The sequence below is a fragment of the Rickettsiales bacterium genome, from assembly GCA_035765535.1.
GTDB lineage: Bacteria > Pseudomonadota > Alphaproteobacteria > Rickettsiales > JABCZZ01 > JABCZZ01.
In genome coordinates this window covers 406,092-427,240 of the sequence record DASTXE010000006.1, presented here as the reverse complement: position 1 = coordinate 427,240, position 21,149 = coordinate 406,092, and the positions used below count along the sequence as shown (strand labels likewise).

Sequence of the window (21,149 nt, the reverse complement as noted above, 5' to 3'; positions counted from 1 at the left end):
AAAAGATGTGAGGCAATATCAGTCCTGCTTGAACAGCACATGCTTGAAGACGTCGCGGTTTTCAAGCACCTTGCCGCTGCCCAGCGCCACGCAGTTCAGCGGTTCCTCAGCCACGAATACCGGCAGACCGGTCGCCTGCGAGAGAACGAAGTCGAGGTTATGCAGCAGCGAACCGCCGCCGCTCAGTGCGATGCCCTTGTCCACGATATCTGCGGAGAGTTCCGGCGGGGTGCATTCCAGCGCCACCTTTACCGCTTCCACAATCTGGCTGACAGGTTCGATGAGGCTTTCGGCAATCTGGTATTCGCTGAGGGTCAGTTCCTTGGGCACGCCGTTCATCAGGTCGCGGCCTTTGATTTCAATGGTCCTGCCGTAACCTTCCTGCGGCGGGCAGGCGGCACCGATTTCTTTCTTGATGCGCTCGGCTGTGGTTTCACCGATCAGGAGATTATGATAACGGCGGATATAGGAAATGATCGCTTCGTCCATCTTGTCGCCGCCGACGCGCACCGAACGGGCATATACGATACCGCCCAGTGACAGGATGGCGACTTCCGTCGTGCCCCCGCCAATATCCACGATCATGGAACCAGTCGGTTCTGTGACAGGTAAGCCAGCACCGATTGCTGCAGCCATCGGTTCCTCGATCAGGAAGACTTCACGCGCACCGGCACGTTCTGCAGCGTCCTGAATAGCGCGGCGCTCAACGGGAGTGGAGCCGGAGGGTACGCAAATAATAATGAGCGGGCCGGTAAAGCTGCGGCGGCTATGAATGCGGTAAATGAAATGCTGAATCATTTTTTCAGCGGTCTTAAAGTCCGCAATAACGCCGTCCTTGAGGGGTCTTACGGCTTCGATCTTGGCCGGAGTGCGGCCCAGCATCATCTTGGCTTCGTTGCCGAATGCGTAAGGCACGTCTACACCGCGCTCGGACACCATCGCGACCACGGAGGGCTCGTTCAGGATAATGCCTCTTCCTTTCACATAGACCAGCGTATTGGCGGTGCCGAGATCGACAGCCATATCGGAGGAAAGGAGACCGAAGAAACGTGCGAACATACTATTACCAAGGATTTATTTAGGGTGAACGGCTTTATTTTATAGACGGATTTTGCGGCATGTCAAAGACCATTGTCTAATTATATTGCGCTGCATAAGATATAGAAAAATATGGGGCGAGCATGGGTGATTTTCAAGTTCTGAAAGGCAGGGACATCAAGTCTGTGGTCGTGCTGACGGGGGCAGGGATATCCGCGGAATCCGGCGTTGCGACATTCCGTGATGGAAATGGGCTGTGGCATCATCCCGGATTGAGGATGTGGCCACGCCTGAAGCATTCGCGCGTAACCCCGAACTGGTGCAATCGTTTTACAATCAGCGGCGTGCGCAATTGGCTGCTGTGCAGCCGAATGCTGCGCATGCAGCGCTTGCGATGCTTGCCGAGCGGTTTGACGGTGACTTCACGCTGGTGACGCAGAATGTAGACGATCTGCATGATCGTGCACTGGCGGGGCATGCGAGCGGCAAAGGATTTCGCTTTTTTCACATGCACGGCGAATTGAAGAAGGTGCGCTGCGTTGAAACAGATACTATTTATGGCTGGGCAGGGGATATAAGCTCAGAGAGTCTTTGCGGCTGCTGTCACGAAGTTGGAACGTTGCGCCCCCATATTGTATGGTTTGGTGAAATGCCGCTTTATATGATGGAGATTTACGAGGCGCTCGCACGTTGCGATCTATTTGTTTCCGTCGGTACGTCGGGCAATGTCTATCCGGCGGCAGGATTCGCAAGTGAAGCCAGGGCTCGCGGCGCCCATACGCTGGAGCTGAATCTTGAACCGTCGCAGGGTGGGTATTTATTCGACGAAGCACGGTATGGCAGGGCCACGGAACTGGTGCCGGAATTTGTGAAGGCGCTGCTTTAAGTAGAGATCTCCGCAATGGCTACTCGCATAATTGCATTTTATTCGTAAAGGAGTGCTTGCACTTTTGAAATCTTCTGGGTAATGATGCTGCCGGTAAATTTTTCCGGCGCCGTTGTAGCTCAGTTGGTAGAGCAACGCATTCGTAATGCGTGGGTCGCAGGTTCGACTCCTGTCAACGGCACCATTCTTACAGACTTGTAAGCACGCTTCATAAAATTTTCTAAAACATACTCGCTCTCTGGGTGTCTCTTTTTGGGATCAACATTCATTGGCTGCGCACCGTTGCGTTTGTCTGATCAATTGCTTGGTAGTGTTTATGAATAGGAGCACAACCTAAAAATGCAAAATGCACAAAGAGACTATTGCATAAATGGTGAGAGTATGTTTTAAGGCGTGTAAATAAAAATTAAGGTTACGTGAATGCCTCGCGGAAAAATATCAAGTCAAACATTGGTGTCCCTTCCGAATACTGGTGAGGGCGCTGACAATCTTACCGGCAACAAACAGGGGCCGGCGAAGTTTACATTGATCATGCCGGACTCTGAAACACAAGAGCCCGTGGATCATGCTGGAGTCGTTATGCCGGAGATCATGCTCGATAAAGCAGAAGCCCATTCCATGAATCTCAAATTCACTTTTCTGCTGGTCGCACTGTTCGTCATAGTGAATGCCGGTCTGGTTGCCATTCTGGATAATGATAAAGCGGATACCGTATCTGCAGTTTCCGTTCCTACGCCGAAAGGCCAGAATAATATTGTCAGGCTTCCTGACGCCCAGCCTTATGTGAAAAGTGAAGATTCACAGCCCCTTTCTGTGGCCACGCCGGTTGAACCGGCGCCTGCACCGGCAAAACCGGTCGAGGCTACTCCTGCGCAAGCAGCTCCTGTTGAGGATGTCTCCGTTCAGGAGAAGCCCCAGCTGGATACGCCTGAGGCAGGGAAGCCTGAGCTTGCCGGTCAACCAGCACCGGTAGCTGCCGCGCCTCAGAAGCCTGCCGATGAAAAACCGTCTACCGCGAAACCGGAGGAAGCTGCGCCGAAGAAAGCCAGCCCGGCTGCCGGGGCGGATCTGCTCTCCATTATTGATAGACAGTAAGTTCTCGGCTTCAGCGATACGCTTGAATTATTATGGCTGCCGTTTGGAAGTCATTTATTAATTTTTCTTTACAGATTGGGTGTGCCTGGCATACAACGCCAGGGCATTGAGTGGTTGCGTGCCATGCCGGATATGGCGGATGCGCTATAGTAGAGCTTTGTCTTCGGGCAGGGCGGTTATTGTTATAAACAGAAGAGGTCGCTAATGAAATTGCAACGTATAATCCTTCTGGCATTGTGCCTGATGTCGGTCAGCGTCCCCGGAATGGCCGCAAGCGATGATGCAGCCATCGGGATGGTTACCGGACCGAAAACCGGTACTTATATAGTATTCGGCCGTGATATTGCCCGTGAAGCCGCAAAAGCCAGCGTGCAGGTCAATGTGTTCGACTCCAAGGGATCGGTAGACAACCTGAAGCGTATTACGAGCAAGGAAAAGGTCGGCCTGGCGATCGTGCAGTCGGACGTGATGGGCTTCCTAAGCCGTTCCAAGAATAAAGATTCTATGGAAAAAGCCCGCAAGCTGCGCCTCGTTCTTCCTTTATATAATGAGGAAGTCCATATTCTCGCCAATAATGACATCAAGAGCATCGAAGAGCTTAACAATAAGCGTGTCGTCGTTGGCAGTGAAGATAGCGGCAGTCTTATCACTGCAGTCAATATTTTCTCGATTCTTGGGATTACTCCCGCCAAAATGTACCAGGTCGATCCGCCGCACGGTGTGATTGCGGTGCTGAACGGCGAAGTTGATGCGATGGTATTCGTGGGCGGAAAGCCGGTAAAAATGTTCAAGAACATGGAAGAGCTTGAAAGCATTCAAGGGGCGAACGCCGGGAAACTGTCTCATGTTCACTTCCTGCCGATCACTGACCGCAGGCTGCTGAAGGAATATAATTCAGCCACCATCACCCATGACGATTATAGCTACGTTACGCAGGACGTGCCGACGGTTTCCGTGAAGGCGTTGCTCGTAACCTATGATTATACCATGAAAAAGGGGGACTATTACCGCGAGCATTGCCGCAATATGGGCAAACTTGTCAAGGCCATCTACGATAACATGGGCGATCTGAAGTCCACAGGGCACCCCAAGTGGCAGCAGGTGGATCTGGATGCGGATGTCGGCAGCTGGAAGCGCGATGAATGCTCCAAGGGCATCCTGTCGGGTGACAATGAATCCGATGACAGCCAGAATACGCTGGAGAAGGATTTGCTCAATATTATTAAGGGCCAGTAAGCCCGGTTTCTAAAGCGGCGGGCAGGGGGCAGACGCAGGGTAATTTCCCCGCAGTTTGCCTACTGTCCGCCGTCCTTGTCAAAAAGCCTTAAACTTGCAAAATTTATCTTGACTGAATTTAGGCCTATGGTTATGTTGCCCCCCTCTTGCGGGCTGCTTTTTTCCCGTTAACTAGTTACAAAAGAATTATTAAGGATACTTCATGCCGACAATTAATCAATTGGTTCGCAAACCACGTGTGAAGCCGACGCATCGCAACAAAGTGCCGGCTATGGAAGCCTGCCCGCAGAAACGTGGCGTTTGTACGCGCGTTTATACGACCACGCCGAAAAAGCCGAACTCGGCTCTGCGTAAGGTCGCCCGCGTCCGTCTCACGAACGGCTTTGAAGTTACCAGCTATATCCCGGGTGAAGGGCATAACCTTCAGGAGCACTCCGTGGTCATGATCCGCGGCGGCCGTGTAAAGGACTTGCCGGGTGTGCGCTACCACATTATTCGCGGTACGCTCGATACCCAGGGTGTTAAGAATCGTAAGCAGTCGCGTTCGCTCTACGGCGCGAAGCGTCCTAAATAAGGAGTTTTTATGTCACGTCGTCGTGCAGCAGTTAAAAGAGTTGTTTTGCCGGATGCGAAATACGGCAATGTCGTTTTTACGAAATTCATCAATTCCCTCATGTATGATGGGAAGAAGTCCGTTGCGGAAGCAATCGTGTACGGTGCTCTGGATGTTATCAATAAGCGTACCAGCCAGGACCCGCTGCCGGTTTTCAGCGCTGCGCTGGATAACGTCATGCCGACCGTTGAAGTGCGTTCCCGCCGCGTAGGCGGTGCGACCTACCAGGTGCCGACGGAAGTGCGTCAGGAACGCCGTCAGGCGCTGGCGATCCGCTGGCTCATTGCTGCTTCGCGCGCTCGCAAGGACAAGACCATGAAAGAGCGTATCGCAAACGAACTGCTCGATGCTGCTAACAACCGTGGCGGCGCGATCAAGAAGCGTGAAGATACTCACCGTATGGCGGAAGCAAACAAAGCATTCTCGCATTACCGCTGGTAACCAATAAGAAAAGTTCTGGGAAATTAAGAATATGTCTCGTAAAACACCGCTTAAAGACTATCGTAACATTGGTATCTGTGCGCATATCGACGCAGGTAAAACCACGACTACGGAGCGTATTCTTTATTATACCGGTAAATCGCACAAGATCGGCGAAGTGCACGAAGGTGCTGCCACCATGGACTGGATGGAGCAGGAGCAGGAACGTGGTATTACCATTACCTCTGCTGCTACCACTTGCTTCTGGGGCGACTACCGCATCAACATTATCGACACACCGGGCCACGTAGACTTCACCATCGAAGTAGAGCGCTCCATGCGCGTACTTGACGGTGCTGTTGCCGTATTCGACTCCGTTGCGGGTGTTGAGCCGCAGTCCGAAACCGTATGGCGCCAGGCCGACAAATACCGTGTTCCGCGTATCTGCTTCGTCAATAAGATGGACCGTACCGGTGCGAACTTCCAGCGTTGTGTCGACATGATGGTTGACCGTCTGGGTACCGTACCGCTCGTGCTTCAGTTGCCGATCGGTTCCGAAGACAAATATCTTGGCGTTGTCGACCTGATCAAAATGAAGGCTATTGTATGGCATGATGAAAACCTCGGCGCGAAGTTCGACGAAGTTGAAATTCCTGCCGACATGGTTGATGCTGCGAAAAAAGCCCGTGAAAAGATGCTCGAAATCGCCGTTGAAATGGACGATGCGGTTATGGAAGCATATCTTGGCGGCACTGAGCCGACCACCGAGCAGCTCAAGGCTTGTATCCGTAAAGGTACCGTACAGTTCAAATTCGTTCCGGTGTTGAACGGCGCTGCTTTCAAGAACAAAGGCGTTCAGCCGATGCTTGATGCGGTTGTGGACTTCCTGCCGAGCCCGCTGGACGTTCCGGCGATCAAGGGTATCGACGCGAAGACCGAAGCTGAAATCGTGCGCAAGGCGGAAGACGGCGAAAAATTCTCCGCACTGGCATTCAAGATCATGAGCGACCCGTTCGTCGGTTCGTTGACCTTCGCCCGTATTTATTCCGGCAAACTGGAATCCGGTTCCTATGTACTCAACACGGTGAAGGACAAGCGTGAGCGCGTGGGCCGTATGTTGCTGATGCACGCGAACTCCCGCGAAGATATCAAGGAAGCTTATGCTGGTGACATCATCGCGCTGGCCGGTCTGAAAGACACCACGACCGGTGACACGCTGTCCGATCCGGATGCCGCTGTTATCCTCGAGCGTATGGAATTCCCCGAGCCGGTTATCGAATTGGCTGTTGAACCCAAGACCAAGGCCGACCAGGAAAAGATGGGCATGGCTCTGTCCAGGCTTGCATCTGAAGATCCTTCTTTGCGCGTTTCCAGCGATGAAGAAACCGGTCAGACCATCCTTAAGGGTATGGGCGAATTGCACTTGGAAATCATCGTTGACCGTATGAAACGCGAGTTCAAGGTGGAAGCGAATGTAGGTGCTCCGCAGGTTGCTTACCGCGAAACGATCTCGAAGAAGACCACAATCGATTATACTCACAAGAAGCAGTCCGGTGGTTCCGGTCAGTTTGCGCGTATCTCGCTCGAACTCGAACCGCTTGAACCGGGCAGCGGCTTCATCTTTGAAAGCAAAATCGTTGGCGGTTCGGTTCCGAAGGAATTCATCCCGGGCGTTGAAAAAGGCCTGAAGGCTTCTCTGGATAACGGCGTGGTTGCCGGTTACCCGACGATCGACTTCAAGGCAACGCTGGTTGACGGCGCTTACCATGACGTTGACTCCAGCGTGCTCGCATTCGAAATCGCTGCAAGAGCTGCATTCCGCGAAGGCATGCCGAAGGGTGACCCGAAGCTGCTTGAGCCGATCATGAAGGTCGAAGTCGTGACGCCGGAAGAATATACCGGTTCCGTCATCGGCGATCTTACCGGCCGCCGTGGCCAGATTCAGGGCCAGGACATGCGCGGTAACGCTATCGTGATTGATGCGATGGTTCCGCTTGCGAAAATGTTTGGTTATGTTAATACACTGCGTTCAATGACGCAGGGACGTGCTCAATATACGATGCAGTTCGACCATTATGAGCAGGTTCCGTCTAACATGATTGACGAAATCAAGAAAAAAGTTGCTTAAACCATTTTAGATAAACAAGGAGTCTTTCAATGAGCAAAGAGAAATTTGAACGCAATAAGCCGCACTGCAATATCGGTACGATCGGGCACGTGGATCACGGCAAAACCTCGCTGACCGCTGCGATTACGAAAGTACTGGCAGAAGCCGGCCGTGCAAAATTCACTGCTTACGACCAGATTGACGCTGCTCCGGAAGAAAAAGCACGTGGTATCACCATTAACACCGCGCACGTTGAATATGAAACCGAAGGCCGTCACTATGCGCACGTTGACTGCCCGGGCCACGCTGACTATGTGAAGAACATGATCACCGGTGCTGCTCAGATGGACGGTGCTATTCTCGTAGTATCCGCTGCTGACGGTCCGATGCCGCAGACCCGTGAGCACATCCTGCTCGCTCGTCAGGTTGGCGTACCGGCTATCGTTGTATTCCTCAACAAGTGCGACATGGTTGACGACGCTGAACTGCTCGATCTGGTTGAAATGGAAGTTCGCGAACTGCTGAACAAGTACAAATTCCCGGGCGACACCATCCCGATCATCCGCGGTTCCGCTCTGTGCGCTCTGGAAGACAAGAATCCGGCGCTCGGCAAAGACGCTATCATGAAACTGATGGAAGCTGTTGATGCGACGATTCCGCAGCCGGAACGTCCGATCGACAAGCCGTTCCTGATGCCGATCGAAGACGTGTTCTCCATCGAAGGCCGTGGTACCGTTGTTACCGGCCGTGTTGAACGCGGTATCGTGAAAGTGGGTGAAGAAGTTGAAATCGTTGGTCTGAAACCGACGGTTAAGACGACCTGCACCGGTGTTGAAATGTTCCGCAAACTGCTTGACGAAGGCCGTGCTGGTGACAATATCGGCGCACTGCTGCGCGGTACGAAGCGTGACGAAGTTGAGCGTGGTCAGGTACTGGCGAAGCCGGGCAGCATCACTCCGCACACGAAGTTCAAAGCGGAAGCTTACGTTCTCACCAAGGAAGAAGGCGGCCGTCATACCCCGTTCTTCGCTAACTACCGTCCGCAGTTCTACTTCCGTACGACCGACGTAACGGGCGTAGTAACGCTGCCGGAAGGTGTTGAAATGGTTATGCCGGGTGACAACATCTCCATGGAAATTCAGCTGATTCAGCCGATCGCTATGGACGAAGGTCTGCGTTTCGCTATCCGTGAAGGTGGCAGAACCGTAGGTGCGGGCGTAGTCGCTAAAATTGTAGAGTAACGATAAAAGGGGAAGGGGCTGGAGTGCTGTAAAGTGCTCCGGCCCCTTAACCAAAGGGAAAAGATATGAACAGTCAGAAAATACGGATTCGTCTGAAAGCATACGACCATATGATGCTGGATAACTCGACGAGCGAAATCGTGAACACCGCGAAGCGTACAGGCGCACAGGTTCGTGGCCCCGTGCCGCTGCCGCGTCGTATCGAGCGTTTTACGGTTAACCGTTCACCGCACATCGATAAGAAGTCGCGCGAGCAGTTCGAAATCCGTACGCATAAGCGTCTTATCGACATTATCGATCCGACGCCACAGACTGTTGATGCGCTGATGAAGCTCGATCTCTCCGCCGGGGTTGACGTGAAGATTCAGCTGGGTGAGGAGAAGGCAGCATGAGAACCGGTGTAATTGCAAAGAAACTTGGGATGTCGCGCATTTTCGACGAAGATGGCGTTCATATCCCCGTAACCGTGCTCCAGCTTGATAATCTCAAGGTGGTTGCGCACAAGACTCAGGAACGTGACGGCTATACTGCTGTTCAGCTTTCTTCCGGTAAGGCGAAAGTGAAGAATGTCAGCAAAGCCCTGCGCGGCCATTATGCAAAGGCAAAAGTTGAGCCGGGCATGAAGCTCGCTGAATTTCGCGTGAGCGCAGAAAACCTCCCGGAAATCGGTGCGGAAATTGCTGCTACGCATTACTTGCCGGGTCAGTATGTAGACGTTATCGGCACGACGATCGGTAAAGGATTTGCCGGTGTTATGAAGCGTTGGAACTTCGCAGGTCTCGAAGCTTCGCACGGTGTATCGGTTTCGCATCGTTCACACGGTTCGACCGGTCAGCGTCAGGATCCGGGTAAAGTATTCAAAGGCAAGAAGATGGCTGGCCATCTAGGTGTTGAGCGCGTTACGGTGTCCAATCTGGAAGTGGTTTCCACGGATGCAGAACGTGGCTTTATCTATATCAAAGGTGCCGTACCGGGTTCTGAAAACAGCTACGTGCTTATTAAAGACGCTGTAAAGCGTGCTGCTCCGGCTAATGTGCCGCTGCCTGCCGCGCTGAAAAAAGCGGCTGATGCAGCTGTTGCCGCACCGGCAGAACAGAAGAGCGAATAGTCGCAGGAAATATTAAGGTTGAAAGAGGTTACTTCTATGAAGGTCGCGGTAAAGACGCTTGATAACAAGGCAGCTGGCGATATTGAGCTTGCTGATGCAGTGTTCGGCGCAGCAATGCGCAAGGACATCCTGGCGCGCATGGTACAGTATCAGCTGGCAAAGCGCCGTGCGGGTACGCATAAAACCAAAGGCGTATCGGAAATAAGCGGCACGACGAAAAAGCCGTGGAAACAGAAAGGCTCCGGTCGTGCACGTGCCGGTTCGCTGCGTTCCCCGCAGTTCCGTGGCGGTGCAACGATTTTCGGTCCGGTTGTCCGTAGCCACGCTATCGACCTGCCGAAAAAGGTGCGTAACCTTGCTCTTTGCGTAGCGCTTTCCGCTAAACAGGCAGAAGGCAAGCTGGTGATTCTCGACTCGCTGCAGGTTAAAGAAGCGAAGACGAAGAAAATTGCCGCCGCTCTGGAAAAGTTCGGCTTTGTAAAGCCCCTTATCATCGGCGGTGCACAGCTTGACGAGGCATTTGCCCGCGCAGCTCGCAATATTAAAGGCGTTGATATTCTGTCGCAGCAGGGTGCCAATGTTTATGACATCTTGAACCACAAGGAACTGGTGCTGACCAAGGACGCTGTTGCTTTCCTGGAAGCGCGTTTAGCTAAGGAATAAGGGATATGGCAATAGCAAAAAAGGCGAAGAAAGAAGCTCCGGTACTTAAGGAAGCATTCTATGATGTTATCGAACGCCCGGTGATCACGGAAAAAGCTACGGCTATCTCCGAACAGAACAAGGTTGTGTTCCGCGTACGCAATGATGCGACGAAAACCCAAATAAAAGAAGCGGTTGAAGCTCTTTTTAAGGTTGAAGTCGTGAGCGTGAATACGATCAACGTGCAGGGTAAGGTAAAAGTATTCCGTGGCGCTCTGGGCCAGCGAAAAGACTTCAAAAAAGCGGTTGTCACCCTGGCAGCCGGTCAGTCGATCGATTTAGCGAGCGGTATAGCATAATTTTGCTTGCAATTTGCTAGGGAATGGATATAAGTCGCTTCCCCGATTCAATTTGGGTTAATATTTGCCGCCGCAAAACATGGAGACGTAGTTATGGCGCTTAAAACATTTAAACCGACCACCAAATCTTTGCGTGGTCTGGTACAGGTAGATCGCTCTGAACTTTGGAAGGGCGGACCGGTTAAGTCTCTGACGGAAGGTCAGAATAAATCCGGTGGACGTAATAATCTCGGACGCGTTACTGCGTTCCGCGTCGGTGGCGGTCATAAGCAGCGCTATCGTCATGTTGATTTTAAGCGTACCAAATTTGACGTCAACGCTACGGTCGAGCGTATCGAATACGATCCGAACCGTTCGGCGTTCATTGCCCTCATTAAATATGAAGACGGCCAACTTTCCTATATTCTTGCTCCGCAGCGTCTCGCGGTCGGTGATGTGATTTGCTCCGGCGTGAAAACGGACGTAAAGCCCGGTTTTGCTATGCAGCTGCGTAACATTCCGGTGGGTACGATCGTTCATAACGTTGAAATGAAGCCCGGTAAGGGCGGTCAGATTGCCCGTGCTGCCGGTGGTTATGTGCAGCTGGTAGGTAAAGACTCCGGTTATGTGCAGATTAAAATGCGTTCGGGCGAAGTTCGTCTGGTTCGCGGTGAGTGTATGGCAACGATCGGTGCTGTGTCCAACCAGGACCACCAGAACGAAATGATTGGTAAGGCAGGTCGCAGCCGCTGGAAGGGCATCCGTCCTTGCGTGCGTGGCGTTGCAATGAACCCGGTTGACCATCCGCATGGTGGTGGTGAAGGCCGTACCTCAGGTGGCCGTCATCCGGTTACACCGTGGGGCAAGGGTACCAAAGGTAATAAGACCAGGAAGAATAAGCGCACGAATAAGCTTATTGTTCATAGCCGTCACAAGAAAGCATAAGGGGTAGGAGATTATGGCTCGTTCAGTTTGGAAAGGCCCGTTTGTCGATGGTTACCTGTTTGCTAAGGCTGAAAAAGCCCGTGCAAGCGGTCGTAACCAGATCATCCAGATTTGGTCACGTCGTTCGACAATATTGCCGCAGTTCATTGGCGTCACTTTCGGCGTCTACAATGGCAAAAAGTTCATCCCGGTGCTGGTGACTGAAGATATGGTTGGCCATAAATTCGGCGAATTCGCTCCGACGCGTACCTTCGTTGCCCATGGTGGCGGCGATAAGAAAGCAAAAGCAGGTTAAAGGATTGATTTATGGCAAAGCAGAAATCTGAAGCTGCCAAGGGCAGCAGGCAAGGAGAGGCCAGGGCGATTATCAATCGTCTGCGCGTCAGCCCGATTAAGCTCAATTATGTCGCCAAGATGATTCGCGGCATGAAAGTTGAAAACGCGCTCGTCCAGCTTGCCTTCAGCCACAAGCGTATTGCAGGCGATGTTCGTAAAGCTGTTCAGTCAGCTATCGCCAATGCTGAAAATAATTTCAACCTTAATGTTGACGATCTCGTTATATCGGAAGCATGGGTTGGCAAGAGCCTTGTTATGAAGCGTATGCATACCCGTGCGCGCGGTCGTGGTGCAAGGATTCTCAAGCCGTTCAGCAATCTCACCATTATTTTGCGCGAAAAAGGGGAATAAGGCATGGGTCAGAAGATTAATCCGGTTGGCTTACGTTTAGGGATAAACAAAACCTGGGATTCCCGCTGGTTTGCTGCGGGTGGTGACTTTGCAGGCAAGTTGCATGAAGATATCTCCATCCGTAAATATCTGAAAAAGAATCTCGGCAGCGCTGGTATCAGCCGCATTATTATCGAGCGTCCGACCAAAAAAGCCCGTATCACTATCCATACGGCACGTCCGGGTGTGGTGATTGGTAAAAAAGGCGCTGATATCGAAAAGATTAAAAAAGATCTCAGCAAGTTCACGCGTGATGAAGTGCATCTGAATATTGTTGAAATCCGCAAGCCGGAAATTGACGCCACTCTGATCGCTGAAAGCATTGCTCAGCAGCTTGAACGCCGTATCGCTTTCCGCCGCGCGATGAAACGTGCAGTACAATCGGCTCTGCGTCTTGGTGCGCTGGGCATTCGTATTAACTGCTCCGGTCGTCTTGGTGGTAACGAAATCGCCCGTATGGAATGGTACCGCGAAGGTCGCGTTCCGCTTCATACCTTGCGTGCTGATGTAGACTATGGTATAGCAACCGCCCTTACCACCTATGGTATCATCGGTGTGAAGGTGTGGGTGTTCAAGGGCGAAATCATGGCCCACGATCCGATGGCGCAGGACAAGAAAGACGTTGAGCGCACCACTGGTAACGAACTGATATAAGAGCATATTTTATGTTGATGCCGAAGAAGACAAAATACCGTAAGGCCCATAAAGGCCGTATTAAAGGTAACGCTAAAGGTGGTTTTGACCTGAATTTCGGGGAATACGGCCTGAAGGCGCTTGAACCGGAACGCGTTACTGCGCGCCAGATTGAAGCGGCTCGCCGTGCGATTTCCAGACACGTAAAGCGTGTCGGCCGCCTCTGGATCCGCATTTTCCCGGATGTACCTGTTACGCGCAAGCCTGCTGAAGTACGTATGGGCAGCGGTAAAGGTTCCGTTGAATTTTGGGTATGCCGCGTAAAGCCGGGCCGCGTTCTGTTCGAAGTAGACGGTGTGAGCGAACAGGTGGCACGCGAGGCTTTTGAACGCGCAGCTGCAAAGCTCCCGATCAAAACCAAGTTTATAGCTCGTTTAGGGGAAGGACACTAAGTTTATGGCGCACATTTCCGAATTGCGTGGTAAGTCACACGACGAATTGAAGGATATGGCTGTTTCCCTGAAGAAAGAGCTGTTCAACCTGCGTTTTCAAATTGCAGGCGGTGAAACGCCGAACACTGCACGTTTCCGTGCCGTTCGTCGCGATATCGCTCGCGTCAAGACGTTGCTGAATGAACCGGCAGGTACCGTACCCGCTGTGAAGAAGGCGAAGACTCCAAAAGCGCCGAAGGCAGAAGCCGCCGCTAAAGAGACGAAAGCCAAGAAAACAACCGCTAAAAAGAAAGCTGCAGGAGAGTAACGATGCCGAAACGTATTTTGCAAGGTGTAGTGACCAGCGACAAAGGCGATAAGACCGTTGTAGTCCAGGTTGAGCGTCGTTTCACGCATCCGATCTACAAAAAGACGGTGCGTAGCTCCAAGAAATATTCCGCTCATGACGAGCAGAACAAGTGCAAAACCGGCGATGTCGTAAAGATCGTCGAATCACGCCCGATTTCGAAAACGAAAAAATGGGCTGTGATCTATTAATTGGTCAGGTGACAGAAAGAAAGCGGGCTTTTTATGATTCAAATGCAAACAAACCTGGATGTTGCGGATAATTCCGGCGCCAAGCGCGTACAGTGCATTAAGGTGCTGGGCGGTTCCAAGCGTAAGACGGCATCCGTCGGCGACGTAATTGTGGTGTCTGTAAAGGATGCTATTCCGCGTGGTAAAGTTAAAAAGGGCCAGGTGCACCGCGCCGTTATCGTGCGCACTGCTTTTGCCGTTCGCCGTCCGGATGGCAGCGCTATCCGTTTTGATAAGAATGCGGCGGTTCTGGTCGGTAAGGATAATGAGCCGGTCGGCACCCGTATCTTCGGCCCGGTTGTGCGCGAACTGCGTGCCAAGCAGTTCATGAAGATCGTATCGTTGGCACCGGAAGTGTTGTAAGGGGAACGACTCACATGTCTCAGAAAAAAGTTAAAATTAAAAAAGGCGACGAAGTCGTTGTTATTGCCGGTAAAGATAAAGGCAAAAAAGGCTCCGTTCTTTCGGTTATCCGTGAAAGTGACCGCGTTGTCGTTTCCGGTGTTAACCTTGTAAAACGTCACCAGCGTCCGGATCGTACGAATGCCGGTGGTATCGTCAGCAAGGAGGCCTCGCTGCATATTTCCAACGTGGCGCTGCTCGACCCGAAAGAAGGTAAAGCTACGCGTGTTGGCTACAAAGAGCTGGCCGATGGTAACAAAGTGCGCGTTGCCAGACGTTCTGGCGAGGTGATCGCTTAAGATTCCGGGCTAAGACTTGAAAAGATTCCCATTGCAGGTTTTTTTCATTGCAATAAAGGGGAATTATAGTATAAGTCGCGTCCTCTTTTGATTTTTTCCGGCAAAAACCGGATTTGTACAGAGAAAGTTATATGAAAAAAGCTGCTAAAACGACTGAGACTTCTTCCATGCCGCGCATGCAGGCGCTCTATGTTGGAAAAATCCGTGCCGACCTGCAGAAGCAGTTCGGTTATGCGAATCCGATGCAGATTCCGAAGCTGGAAAAGATCGTTATCAATATGGGGCTTGGCGAAGCCGTTGATGACAGCAAGGTTATTGATGTCGCTGTCAATGAACTGGCGCTGATCTCCGGTCAGAAGCCCATTATCACGCGTTCACGCAAATCCATTGCAGGTTTTAAGCTGCGCCAGAATCTTCCGATCGGTGCTAAGGTGACTTTGCGTAAACAGCGTATGTATGAATTCCTGGATCGTCTGATTACCACTGCAATGCCGCGTATTCGCGACTTCCGTGGTGTGTCTGGCAAGAGCTTCGACGGGCAGGGTAACTACACTTTCGGTCTCAAAGAACAGCTCATCTTCCCGGAAATCAGCTATGATAAAGTTGATAAGATCCGCGGTATGGATGTGTCCTTCGTGACCACCGCTAATACTGATGAAGAAGCAAAGGCACTTCTCGCTGGCTTCCAGTTTCCGTTTGTTAAGTAAAAGAGGTACATTGTGGCAAAAACTAGCTCGGTAGAGAAAAACAACAGGCGGGAAAGGCTGGCAAAGAAGTTTGCTGGCAAGCGTGCCGCTCTTAAGGCTGTCATCATGAATAAAGAGCTTTCCATGGAAGAGCGCTTCGCTGCTCAGATGAAGCTTTCTGCCATGCCGCGCAACGGCGCTAAAACCCGTCACCGCAATCGTTGCGAACTGACCGGTCGTCCGCGTGGTAACTATCGTAAATTCAAACTTTGCCGTATCAAACTGCGCGAGCTCGGCTCGTTCGGTCAGATTCCCGGCCTCGTTAAGTCCAGCTGGTAAGGAGAGAAATTATGGCTATTAACGACCTCCTTTCGGATATGATTACGCGCATCAGAAACGGCCAGAAGGCACGTCTGGCGCATGTTGAGTGCCACTATTCCAAGCTTTGCGCCAACGTGCTCGAAGTGCTGAAGAATGACGGTTACATCCGTGACTATGCTGTTGTAGAAGACGGAAATAAAAAAGATATCCGCGTTGACCTTAAGTATCATGAAGGTGAACCGGTTATTAAAGAAATCTCGCGTGAATCCACCCCGGGGCGCCGCCTTTATAGCTCCATTTCGGATTTGCCGAAGTTTTTCAACGGTCTGGGCATTGCTATCGTTTCCACTTCCAAAGGTGTAATGTCTGACTTCGAAGCACGTAGCGCCAATGTCGGCGGCGAAGTATTGTGCAGCGTATTCTAGGGGATGACTCATGTCGCGTGTAGGTAAGTTGCCGGTTGCAGTACCGGATAAAGTAAAGGTCGATATCAAAGGCCAGGAAATCAGCGTTAAGGGCGCCAAAGGCGAACTGCATGCTGCAATCAATAGCGCTGCCAAGATTTCGTTCACGGATGGCAAAGTTCATGTTGCTCCGGCTAACGACAGCAAGGAAGCGCGTGCTATGTGGGGAACCGCTCGCGCACTCATCAATAACATGGTGAAGGGCGTTTCTGAAGGTTTCAGCGTTCGCATTGAAATCATCGGCGTGGGTTTCAGGGCCGCAGTTGACAAAGGTGTTCTCACTATGTCGCTCGGTTACAGCCATGAAATCAAATTTGTGATTCCGGCCGGTGTTGAAATCAAGGCGGAAAAGCCGACCCTGATCGTTATTTCCGGTGCTGATAAGCAGCTGGTCGGCCAGGTGGCTGCGGAACTTCATCGTCTGCGTCGCGTTGACCCGTACAAGGGCAAGGGCGTGCTCTATGAAGGCAAGAAAATCCGTCGTAAAGAAGGCAAGAAGAAGTAGGATCATATGGGAAAGCAACACCATTTATTTGAACGCCGTAAAGAACGTGTTCGTATTGCAATTCGCAAGAAAGCTGGCGGCCGTGTTCGTCTGTCCGTATTTCGTTCCGGCAAGCATATCTATGCGCAGGTTATCGATGACGCTCAGGGCGTAACGCTGGCTCATGCTTCCACCGTTGAAAAAGCAGTCACGGATAAAGTAAAATCCGGTGCTACGATTGACGCAGCTAAAATGGTTGGCGGTCTGATTGCAGAACGTGCGAAAAAAGCTAAAGTCTCTGAAGTAGTGTTCGATCGTGGCGGTTATCTGTATCATGGGCGCGTTAAAGCGCTTGCGGACAGCGCGCGTGAAGGCGGATTATCATTCTAAGCATTGGGAAATAACAGATGGCACGTGAAAACAAAAAAGCGGCAGCAGACAAAGAAGAAGCGGCCAACGAGTTCATCGATAAGCTCGTTGCAGTCAATCGTGTTGCAAAAGTAGTTAAAGGCGGTAAGCGTTTCGGTTTTGCTGCGCTCGTTGTTGTCGGTGACGGCAAGGGACGTGTCGGTTATGGTTCCGGCAAGGCGAAAGAAGTTACCGATGCAGTAAAGAAAGCGACCGACGATGCTAAAAAGCATATGGTGCGTATCGCACTGCGCGAAGGCCGCACACTGCATCATGATATCGCTGGCCGTTTCGGTGCAGGCAAGATCTTCATGCGCTCGGCTGCTCCGGGTACGGGTATCATCGCTGGCGGTCCGATGCGCGCTGTTTTCGAAGCGCTGGGCGTTCAGGACGTTGTAGCAAAGTCGATCGGTACTTCCAATCCGCATAACATGGTGAAAGCCACTTTCGATGCGCTTACGACCATGCGTTCTCCGCGTGCAGTTGCTGCAAAACGTGGCAAGAAAGTCGGTGAAATCATCGGCCGTCGTGAGTCGGGTGCGGAAGTGAAAGACGACAAAAAAGAAGAATAGTATAGTTTAGGGCGATACATATGGTTGAGAAAAAAGCGAAAGCCGAAGGTTCCGAAACTGCTGAAAAGAAAGCGGTGAAGAAACCTGCTGCCAAGAAAACAACGGATACGACAGCCAAGAAAGCTGCTCCCGCTAAGAAGGAAGCTGCTGCAACGGCTGCTCCGAAAGAAAAGAAAGCTCCGGCTCAGGCTGCTTCGGGAAAGACTGTAACGCTGATCCAGACGGGCAGCCCTATCGGTCGCCAGAAATATCAGCGCGATACGCTGATCGGGCTTGGCCTCAATAAGATCAACCGTAAGCGTACGCTTGCAGATACGCCTTCTCTGCGTGGAATGATCGAAAAAGTAAAGCACCTGGTAAAGGTGGTAGAATAATCGTAATTACGCTTTGAGCGTGATTCACAAATAAGATTGCGACGAGGAACATATGTTGAGCGAAATTAAAGATAACGAAGGTGCACGCAAAGGCCGTATGCGCGTTGGTCGCGGTATCGGTTCCGGCAAAGGCAAGACTTCCGGCCGTGGCGGTAAAGGCCAGACGGCGCGTACCGGTGTGCGTATCAAAGGTTTCGAAGGTGGTCAGATGCCGATTCACCGTCGCTTGCCGAAGCGTGGATTCAACCAGTATAAGAGCGTTGAGTTCAGCGTTGTGAATCTCAGCGACCTGCAGAAGGCTGTTGATGCTGGTAAACTGGATGCTAAAAAGCCGGTTACGGTTGAAGCGCTTGTTGAAGCAGGCGTTGCCCGCAAAAATCCGCATGGCGTGAAGCTCCTTTCCAAGGGCGAAATCAAAGCCAAGCTTACGATTGAAATTACGCGCGCTTCCAAAGCGGCGATTGAAGCGGTAGAGAAGGCTGGCGGCAAAGTTACGGTTGCAGCTGCTGCTTAATTCTGGCAGTTGCTGTTCTCCCCGGATTACCCCAATCTTTAACCTGAAAATGTAAGGTACAGAATTTATGGTTTCTGCGGCGGAACGCCTTGCCGGTAGCTTTGATCTCAGCGTCATAGGCAAGGCAAAGGAACTCAAGCAGCGTCTCTGGTTCGTGATAGGCGCTCTTATTGTAGCCCGTATAGGGGCTTATATTCCGATTCCCGGTATCGATCCACAGATTCTGGCCCAGATTTTTAAACATCACTCCGGTGGCGTTCTTGGTGTATTCAACATGTTTTCGGGCGGTGCGCTCGGTCGTATGACCATTTTCGCGCTTGCGATCATGCCTTATATTTCTGCGTCGATTATCATCCAGCTGATGACGATTGCTTCTCCCCATCTGGAAGCTTTGAAGAAAGAAGGCGAAGCAGGCAGACGCAAAATCAATCAATATACGCGTTACGGTACAGTATTGCTTGCTTTCATGCAGGGCTACGGTATTGCCGTCGGTCTGGAAAGCATGCAGGAAAATGGGGTATCAGCAGTTATTGATGCTGGTCTTTTCTTCCGCCTGACAACAGCCATGACGCTGGTCGGTGGAACGATGTTCCTCATGTGGCTCGGTGAGCAGATCACCGCGCGCGGCATTGGCAACGGTTCATCGCTTATCATTTTCTCAGGCATCGTTGCAGGGTTTCCGAGCGCTCTGGCTAGCACCCTTGAACTGGGCCGTACCGGTGCGCTTCCGGTTGAGATTATCCTGATCGTTATCGCGATTGCACTGGCTTTGATCGCGTTTATCGTGTTCATGGAGCGTGCACAGCGCCGTATTATCGTGCAGTACCCAAAGCGTCAGGTAGGGATGAAAATCATGGGCGGCGAGAGCTCGCACTTGCCGTTGAAGCTTAATATGTCCAACGTGATTCCTCCGATTTTTGCGAGTTCGATTCTGTTGTTCCCGCTGACTATCGCCGGCTTCAACCAGGGCAAAGGTCCTTCCTGGATGTCCACAGTGACGGCGTATCTTGGCCATGGTCAGCCGCTTTACATCGTCTTATATATGGCGATCATTGCGTTTTTCTGCTTTTTCTATACCCCGATCGTATTCAATGCCAATGACACGGCAGAAAACCTGAAGAAATATGGTGGATTTATCGCAGGTATCCGTCCCGGCAAGAATACAGCGGAATACCTGGACTATGTTTTGACCCGTCTGACCGTTGTCGGTGCGATTTACTTATGTTTCGTATGCGCACTTCCGGAAGTTCTGATTGCGAATTACAAAATGCCGTTCTATCTCGGCGGAACGAGTCTGCTGATTACGGTTAACGTGCTTATGGATTTCGTGGCGCAGGTACAGTCGCATCTTTTTGCCCATCAGTATGAAGGGTTGATCAAGAAGGCAAGGCTCAAGGGGAAGAAATGAACATTATTCTTTTAGGGCCGCCGGGAGCAGGGAAGGGAACGCAGGCGGAATTATTACAGAAGCGCCTGAACGTGCCTAAGCTTTCCACCGGTGATATGTTACGCGCAGCTGTAGCTGAAGGTACTGAGATCGGCAAACAGGCTGATTCGGTCATGAAGGCAGGGCAGCTGGTTTCCGACGATATCATGGTTGAGCTGATCCGGTCGCGTATCTCCCAGCCGGATTGCCGTAACGGTTTTATTCTTGACGGGTTCCCGCGCACGGTCGTGCAGGCGGAAGCACTCGACAAGACCATGGCAGCCATGAACCGCTATATTGATCTCGTCATCGAGATCACGGTAGATGACGCCATGCTGATTAACCGTATTGCCGGACGCTTTGCATGCGCAAAGTGTGGCGCGGGTTATCACGATGAGTTCAAGCCTACTAAAATGCAGGGCGTATGCGATGTTTGCGGTTCCCACGAATTTGTGCGCCGTAAGGACGATAATCGTGAAACGGTGAAATCGCGACTGGCGGCTTATCACCTCCAGACGGCCCCGTTACTTCCTTATTATGAAAAGCACGGTGTGCTCCATAGTGTGGATGGAATGGCGGAAATTGGCGAAGTAACGAAGTATATCGATAAAGTGCTTCAAAGTTCGTTAAAAAGATTGACAGCGGGGAAATAATTCATATTATTTCCGCTCTCTTACCCATAGGCTTGGATGTTCCTTGTTTGGGCCTATTTTTTATAAGTGATTGAGTTTTAAGGAGAATTTGTGGCTCGTATTGCAGGTGTAAATATTCCGACTGGGAAGCGCGTTCTAATCGCGCTGCAGTATATTCACGGTATCGGACCGAAAAAAGCAGAGGAAATCTGCCAGAAAGCAGATCTTGAGCTGAGTAAGCGCGTGCACCAGCTTACTGAAAGCGAAGTGATCAAGATTCGCGAAATCATTGACCGTGATTACACTGTTGAAGGCGATTTGCGCCGTGAAGTGTCGATGAACGTGAAGCGCCTTGTGGATCTGGGCTGCTACCGTGGTCTTCGCCACCGTAAGAGGTTGCCGGTTCGCGGTCAGCGTACGCATACAAATGCGCGCACCCGTAAGGGCAAGGCTAAGGCTATTGCCGGTAAGAAAATAGCGACGAAGAAATAATACCTGAATACAGGCAACT

31 protein-coding genes, 1 tRNA gene and 1 pseudogene are annotated in these 21,149 nt (G+C 51.5%); 32 read left to right on the top strand and 1 reads right to left on the bottom strand.

Features of this window, described 5'->3' with window-relative positions; all coding sequences use genetic code 11:
• Nucleotides 1–18 precede the first annotated feature (18 nt).
• Nucleotides 19–1,059 (bottom strand): rod shape-determining protein, encoded by a 1,041-nt coding sequence (locus tag VFT64_10775; protein ID HEU5048310.1) that lies wholly within the window; start codon nucleotides 1,057–1,059, stop codon nucleotides 19–21.
• A gap of 235 nt (nucleotides 1,060–1,294) precedes the next feature.
• Here VFT64_10775 and VFT64_10770 point away from each other — a divergent pair, with 235 nt between their 5' ends.
• The 32 genes and pseudogenes from VFT64_10770 to rpsM all read left to right on the top strand — a co-directional run bounded on the left by VFT64_10770 (nucleotide 1,295) and on the right by rpsM (nucleotide 21,130).
• Nucleotides 1,295–1,924 carry a Sir2 family NAD-dependent protein deacetylase gene (locus tag VFT64_10770; GenBank protein HEU5048309.1) on the top strand — a complete coding sequence of 210 codons (630 nt, stop codon included), beginning with the start codon at nucleotides 1,295–1,297 and terminating at the stop codon, nucleotides 1,922–1,924.
• Nucleotides 1,925–2,032: 108 nt separating this feature from the next.
• Nucleotides 2,033–2,108 (top strand) — tRNA-Thr (locus VFT64_10765).
• Nucleotides 2,109–2,503: 395 nt separating this feature from the next.
• The gene (locus tag VFT64_10760) at nucleotides 2,504–3,019 is read left to right on the top strand and encodes a hypothetical protein (protein ID HEU5048308.1); all 516 of its coding nucleotides are present in this window, start codon (nucleotides 2,504–2,506) and stop codon (nucleotides 3,017–3,019) included.
• A 204-nt stretch (nucleotides 3,020–3,223) separates the two neighbouring features.
• A complete protein-coding gene (locus VFT64_10755) occupies nucleotides 3,224–4,255 on the top strand; it encodes a TAXI family TRAP transporter solute-binding subunit (GenBank protein HEU5048307.1) in 1,032 nt (343 codons plus the stop codon).
• Nucleotides 4,256–4,457: 202 nt separating this feature from the next.
• Complete coding sequence (gene rpsL / locus VFT64_10750; protein ID HEU5048306.1) at nucleotides 4,458–4,829, top strand: 30S ribosomal protein S12; 372 nt, start codon at nucleotides 4,458–4,460, stop codon at nucleotides 4,827–4,829.
• Between the two features lie 9 nt (nucleotides 4,830–4,838).
• Nucleotides 4,839–5,309, top strand: coding sequence for a 30S ribosomal protein S7 (rpsG, locus tag VFT64_10745; protein ID HEU5048305.1), 471 nt, complete (start codon nucleotides 4,839–4,841; stop codon nucleotides 5,307–5,309).
• Nucleotides 5,310–5,340: 31 nt separating this feature from the next.
• Nucleotides 5,341–7,416, top strand: coding sequence for an elongation factor G (fusA, locus tag VFT64_10740; GenBank protein ID HEU5048304.1), 2,076 nt, complete (start codon nucleotides 5,341–5,343; stop codon nucleotides 7,414–7,416).
• Nucleotides 7,417–7,445: 29 nt separating this feature from the next.
• On the top strand, nucleotides 7,446–8,636 hold the full coding sequence (gene tuf, locus VFT64_10735) for an elongation factor Tu (protein ID HEU5048303.1): 1,191 nt from the start codon (nucleotides 7,446–7,448) through the stop codon (nucleotides 8,634–8,636).
• A gap of 65 nt (nucleotides 8,637–8,701) precedes the next feature.
• Nucleotides 8,702–9,028, top strand: a complete 327-nt coding sequence (gene rpsJ, locus VFT64_10730) for a 30S ribosomal protein S10 (protein ID HEU5048302.1) — start codon at nucleotides 8,702–8,704, stop codon at nucleotides 9,026–9,028.
• The gene (rplC, locus tag VFT64_10725) at nucleotides 9,025–9,744 is read left to right on the top strand and encodes a 50S ribosomal protein L3 (GenBank protein ID HEU5048301.1); all 720 of its coding nucleotides are present in this window, start codon (nucleotides 9,025–9,027) and stop codon (nucleotides 9,742–9,744) included. The genes rpsJ and rplC overlap by 4 nt, the downstream gene beginning before the upstream one ends.
• Nucleotides 9,745–9,780: 36 nt before the next feature.
• A complete protein-coding gene (rplD, locus tag VFT64_10720) occupies nucleotides 9,781–10,407 on the top strand; it encodes a 50S ribosomal protein L4 (protein ID HEU5048300.1) in 627 nt (208 codons plus the stop codon).
• 5 nt (nucleotides 10,408–10,412) lie between these two features.
• Nucleotides 10,413–10,745 (top strand): 50S ribosomal protein L23, encoded by a 333-nt coding sequence (locus VFT64_10715; GenBank protein ID HEU5048299.1) that lies wholly within the window; start codon nucleotides 10,413–10,415, stop codon nucleotides 10,743–10,745.
• Between the two features lie 93 nt (nucleotides 10,746–10,838).
• The gene (gene rplB / locus VFT64_10710) at nucleotides 10,839–11,669 is read left to right on the top strand and encodes a 50S ribosomal protein L2 (protein ID HEU5048298.1); all 831 of its coding nucleotides are present in this window, start codon (nucleotides 10,839–10,841) and stop codon (nucleotides 11,667–11,669) included.
• A 13-nt stretch (nucleotides 11,670–11,682) separates the two neighbouring features.
• Nucleotides 11,683–11,964 carry a 30S ribosomal protein S19 gene (rpsS, locus tag VFT64_10705; GenBank protein HEU5048297.1) on the top strand — a complete coding sequence of 94 codons (282 nt, stop codon included), beginning with the start codon at nucleotides 11,683–11,685 and terminating at the stop codon, nucleotides 11,962–11,964.
• A gap of 11 nt (nucleotides 11,965–11,975) precedes the next feature.
• Entirely contained in the window at nucleotides 11,976–12,356 is a 381-nt protein-coding gene (gene rplV, locus VFT64_10700) for a 50S ribosomal protein L22 (protein ID HEU5048296.1), read from the top strand.
• Between the two features lie 3 nt (nucleotides 12,357–12,359).
• Nucleotides 12,360–13,049 carry a 30S ribosomal protein S3 gene (gene rpsC, locus VFT64_10695; GenBank protein HEU5048295.1) on the top strand — a complete coding sequence of 230 codons (690 nt, stop codon included), beginning with the start codon at nucleotides 12,360–12,362 and terminating at the stop codon, nucleotides 13,047–13,049.
• Nucleotides 13,050–13,060: 11 nt separating this feature from the next.
• Nucleotides 13,061–13,480, top strand: a complete 420-nt coding sequence (gene rplP / locus VFT64_10690; protein ID HEU5048294.1) for a 50S ribosomal protein L16 — start codon at nucleotides 13,061–13,063, stop codon at nucleotides 13,478–13,480.
• Between the two features lie 4 nt (nucleotides 13,481–13,484).
• Nucleotides 13,485–13,673 (top strand): annotated as a pseudogene (rpmC, locus tag VFT64_10685) (50S ribosomal protein L29).
• Nucleotides 13,674–13,789: 116 nt separating this feature from the next.
• Nucleotides 13,790–14,017 (top strand): 30S ribosomal protein S17, encoded by a 228-nt coding sequence (gene rpsQ, locus VFT64_10680; GenBank protein HEU5048293.1) that lies wholly within the window; start codon nucleotides 13,790–13,792, stop codon nucleotides 14,015–14,017.
• 33 nt (nucleotides 14,018–14,050) lie between these two features.
• Nucleotides 14,051–14,419 carry a 50S ribosomal protein L14 gene (gene rplN / locus VFT64_10675; GenBank protein HEU5048292.1) on the top strand — a complete coding sequence of 123 codons (369 nt, stop codon included), beginning with the start codon at nucleotides 14,051–14,053 and terminating at the stop codon, nucleotides 14,417–14,419.
• A gap of 14 nt (nucleotides 14,420–14,433) precedes the next feature.
• Nucleotides 14,434–14,757, top strand: a complete 324-nt coding sequence (rplX, locus tag VFT64_10670) for a 50S ribosomal protein L24 (protein HEU5048291.1) — start codon at nucleotides 14,434–14,436, stop codon at nucleotides 14,755–14,757.
• A gap of 167 nt (nucleotides 14,758–14,924) precedes the next feature.
• Entirely contained in the window at nucleotides 14,925–15,464 is a 540-nt protein-coding gene (rplE, locus tag VFT64_10665; protein HEU5048290.1) for a 50S ribosomal protein L5, read from the top strand.
• Nucleotides 15,465–15,476: 12 nt separating this feature from the next.
• Entirely contained in the window at nucleotides 15,477–15,782 is a 306-nt protein-coding gene (gene rpsN / locus VFT64_10660; protein ID HEU5048289.1) for a 30S ribosomal protein S14, read from the top strand.
• Between the two features lie 11 nt (nucleotides 15,783–15,793).
• Entirely contained in the window at nucleotides 15,794–16,189 is a 396-nt protein-coding gene (gene rpsH / locus VFT64_10655; protein ID HEU5048288.1) for a 30S ribosomal protein S8, read from the top strand.
• A 10-nt stretch (nucleotides 16,190–16,199) separates the two neighbouring features.
• Nucleotides 16,200–16,733 carry a 50S ribosomal protein L6 gene (gene rplF, locus VFT64_10650; GenBank protein ID HEU5048287.1) on the top strand — a complete coding sequence of 178 codons (534 nt, stop codon included), beginning with the start codon at nucleotides 16,200–16,202 and terminating at the stop codon, nucleotides 16,731–16,733.
• A gap of 6 nt (nucleotides 16,734–16,739) precedes the next feature.
• Nucleotides 16,740–17,102, top strand: a complete 363-nt coding sequence (gene rplR / locus VFT64_10645; protein ID HEU5048286.1) for a 50S ribosomal protein L18 — start codon at nucleotides 16,740–16,742, stop codon at nucleotides 17,100–17,102.
• Between the two features lie 17 nt (nucleotides 17,103–17,119).
• Complete coding sequence (gene rpsE / locus VFT64_10640; protein HEU5048285.1) at nucleotides 17,120–17,692, top strand: 30S ribosomal protein S5; 573 nt, start codon at nucleotides 17,120–17,122, stop codon at nucleotides 17,690–17,692.
• A gap of 212 nt (nucleotides 17,693–17,904) precedes the next feature.
• A complete protein-coding gene (gene rpmD, locus VFT64_10635; GenBank protein HEU5048284.1) occupies nucleotides 17,905–18,066 on the top strand; it encodes a 50S ribosomal protein L30 in 162 nt (53 codons plus the stop codon).
• Nucleotides 18,067–18,118: 52 nt separating this feature from the next.
• Nucleotides 18,119–18,580: a 50S ribosomal protein L15 gene (rplO, locus tag VFT64_10630; protein HEU5048283.1), complete on the top strand. Its 462-nt coding sequence runs from the start codon at nucleotides 18,119–18,121 to the stop codon at nucleotides 18,578–18,580.
• 67 nt (nucleotides 18,581–18,647) lie between these two features.
• Nucleotides 18,648–19,988: a preprotein translocase subunit SecY gene (gene secY, locus VFT64_10625; GenBank protein ID HEU5048282.1), complete on the top strand. Its 1,341-nt coding sequence runs from the start codon at nucleotides 18,648–18,650 to the stop codon at nucleotides 19,986–19,988.
• Nucleotides 19,985–20,659, top strand: a complete 675-nt coding sequence (locus tag VFT64_10620; protein ID HEU5048281.1) for an adenylate kinase — start codon at nucleotides 19,985–19,987, stop codon at nucleotides 20,657–20,659. Before secY ends, VFT64_10620 begins: the two co-directional genes overlap by 4 nt.
• Nucleotides 20,660–20,749: 90 nt before the next feature.
• Nucleotides 20,750–21,130, top strand: a complete 381-nt coding sequence (gene rpsM / locus VFT64_10615) for a 30S ribosomal protein S13 (protein ID HEU5048280.1) — start codon at nucleotides 20,750–20,752, stop codon at nucleotides 21,128–21,130.
• Nucleotides 21,131–21,149 lie beyond the last annotated feature (19 nt).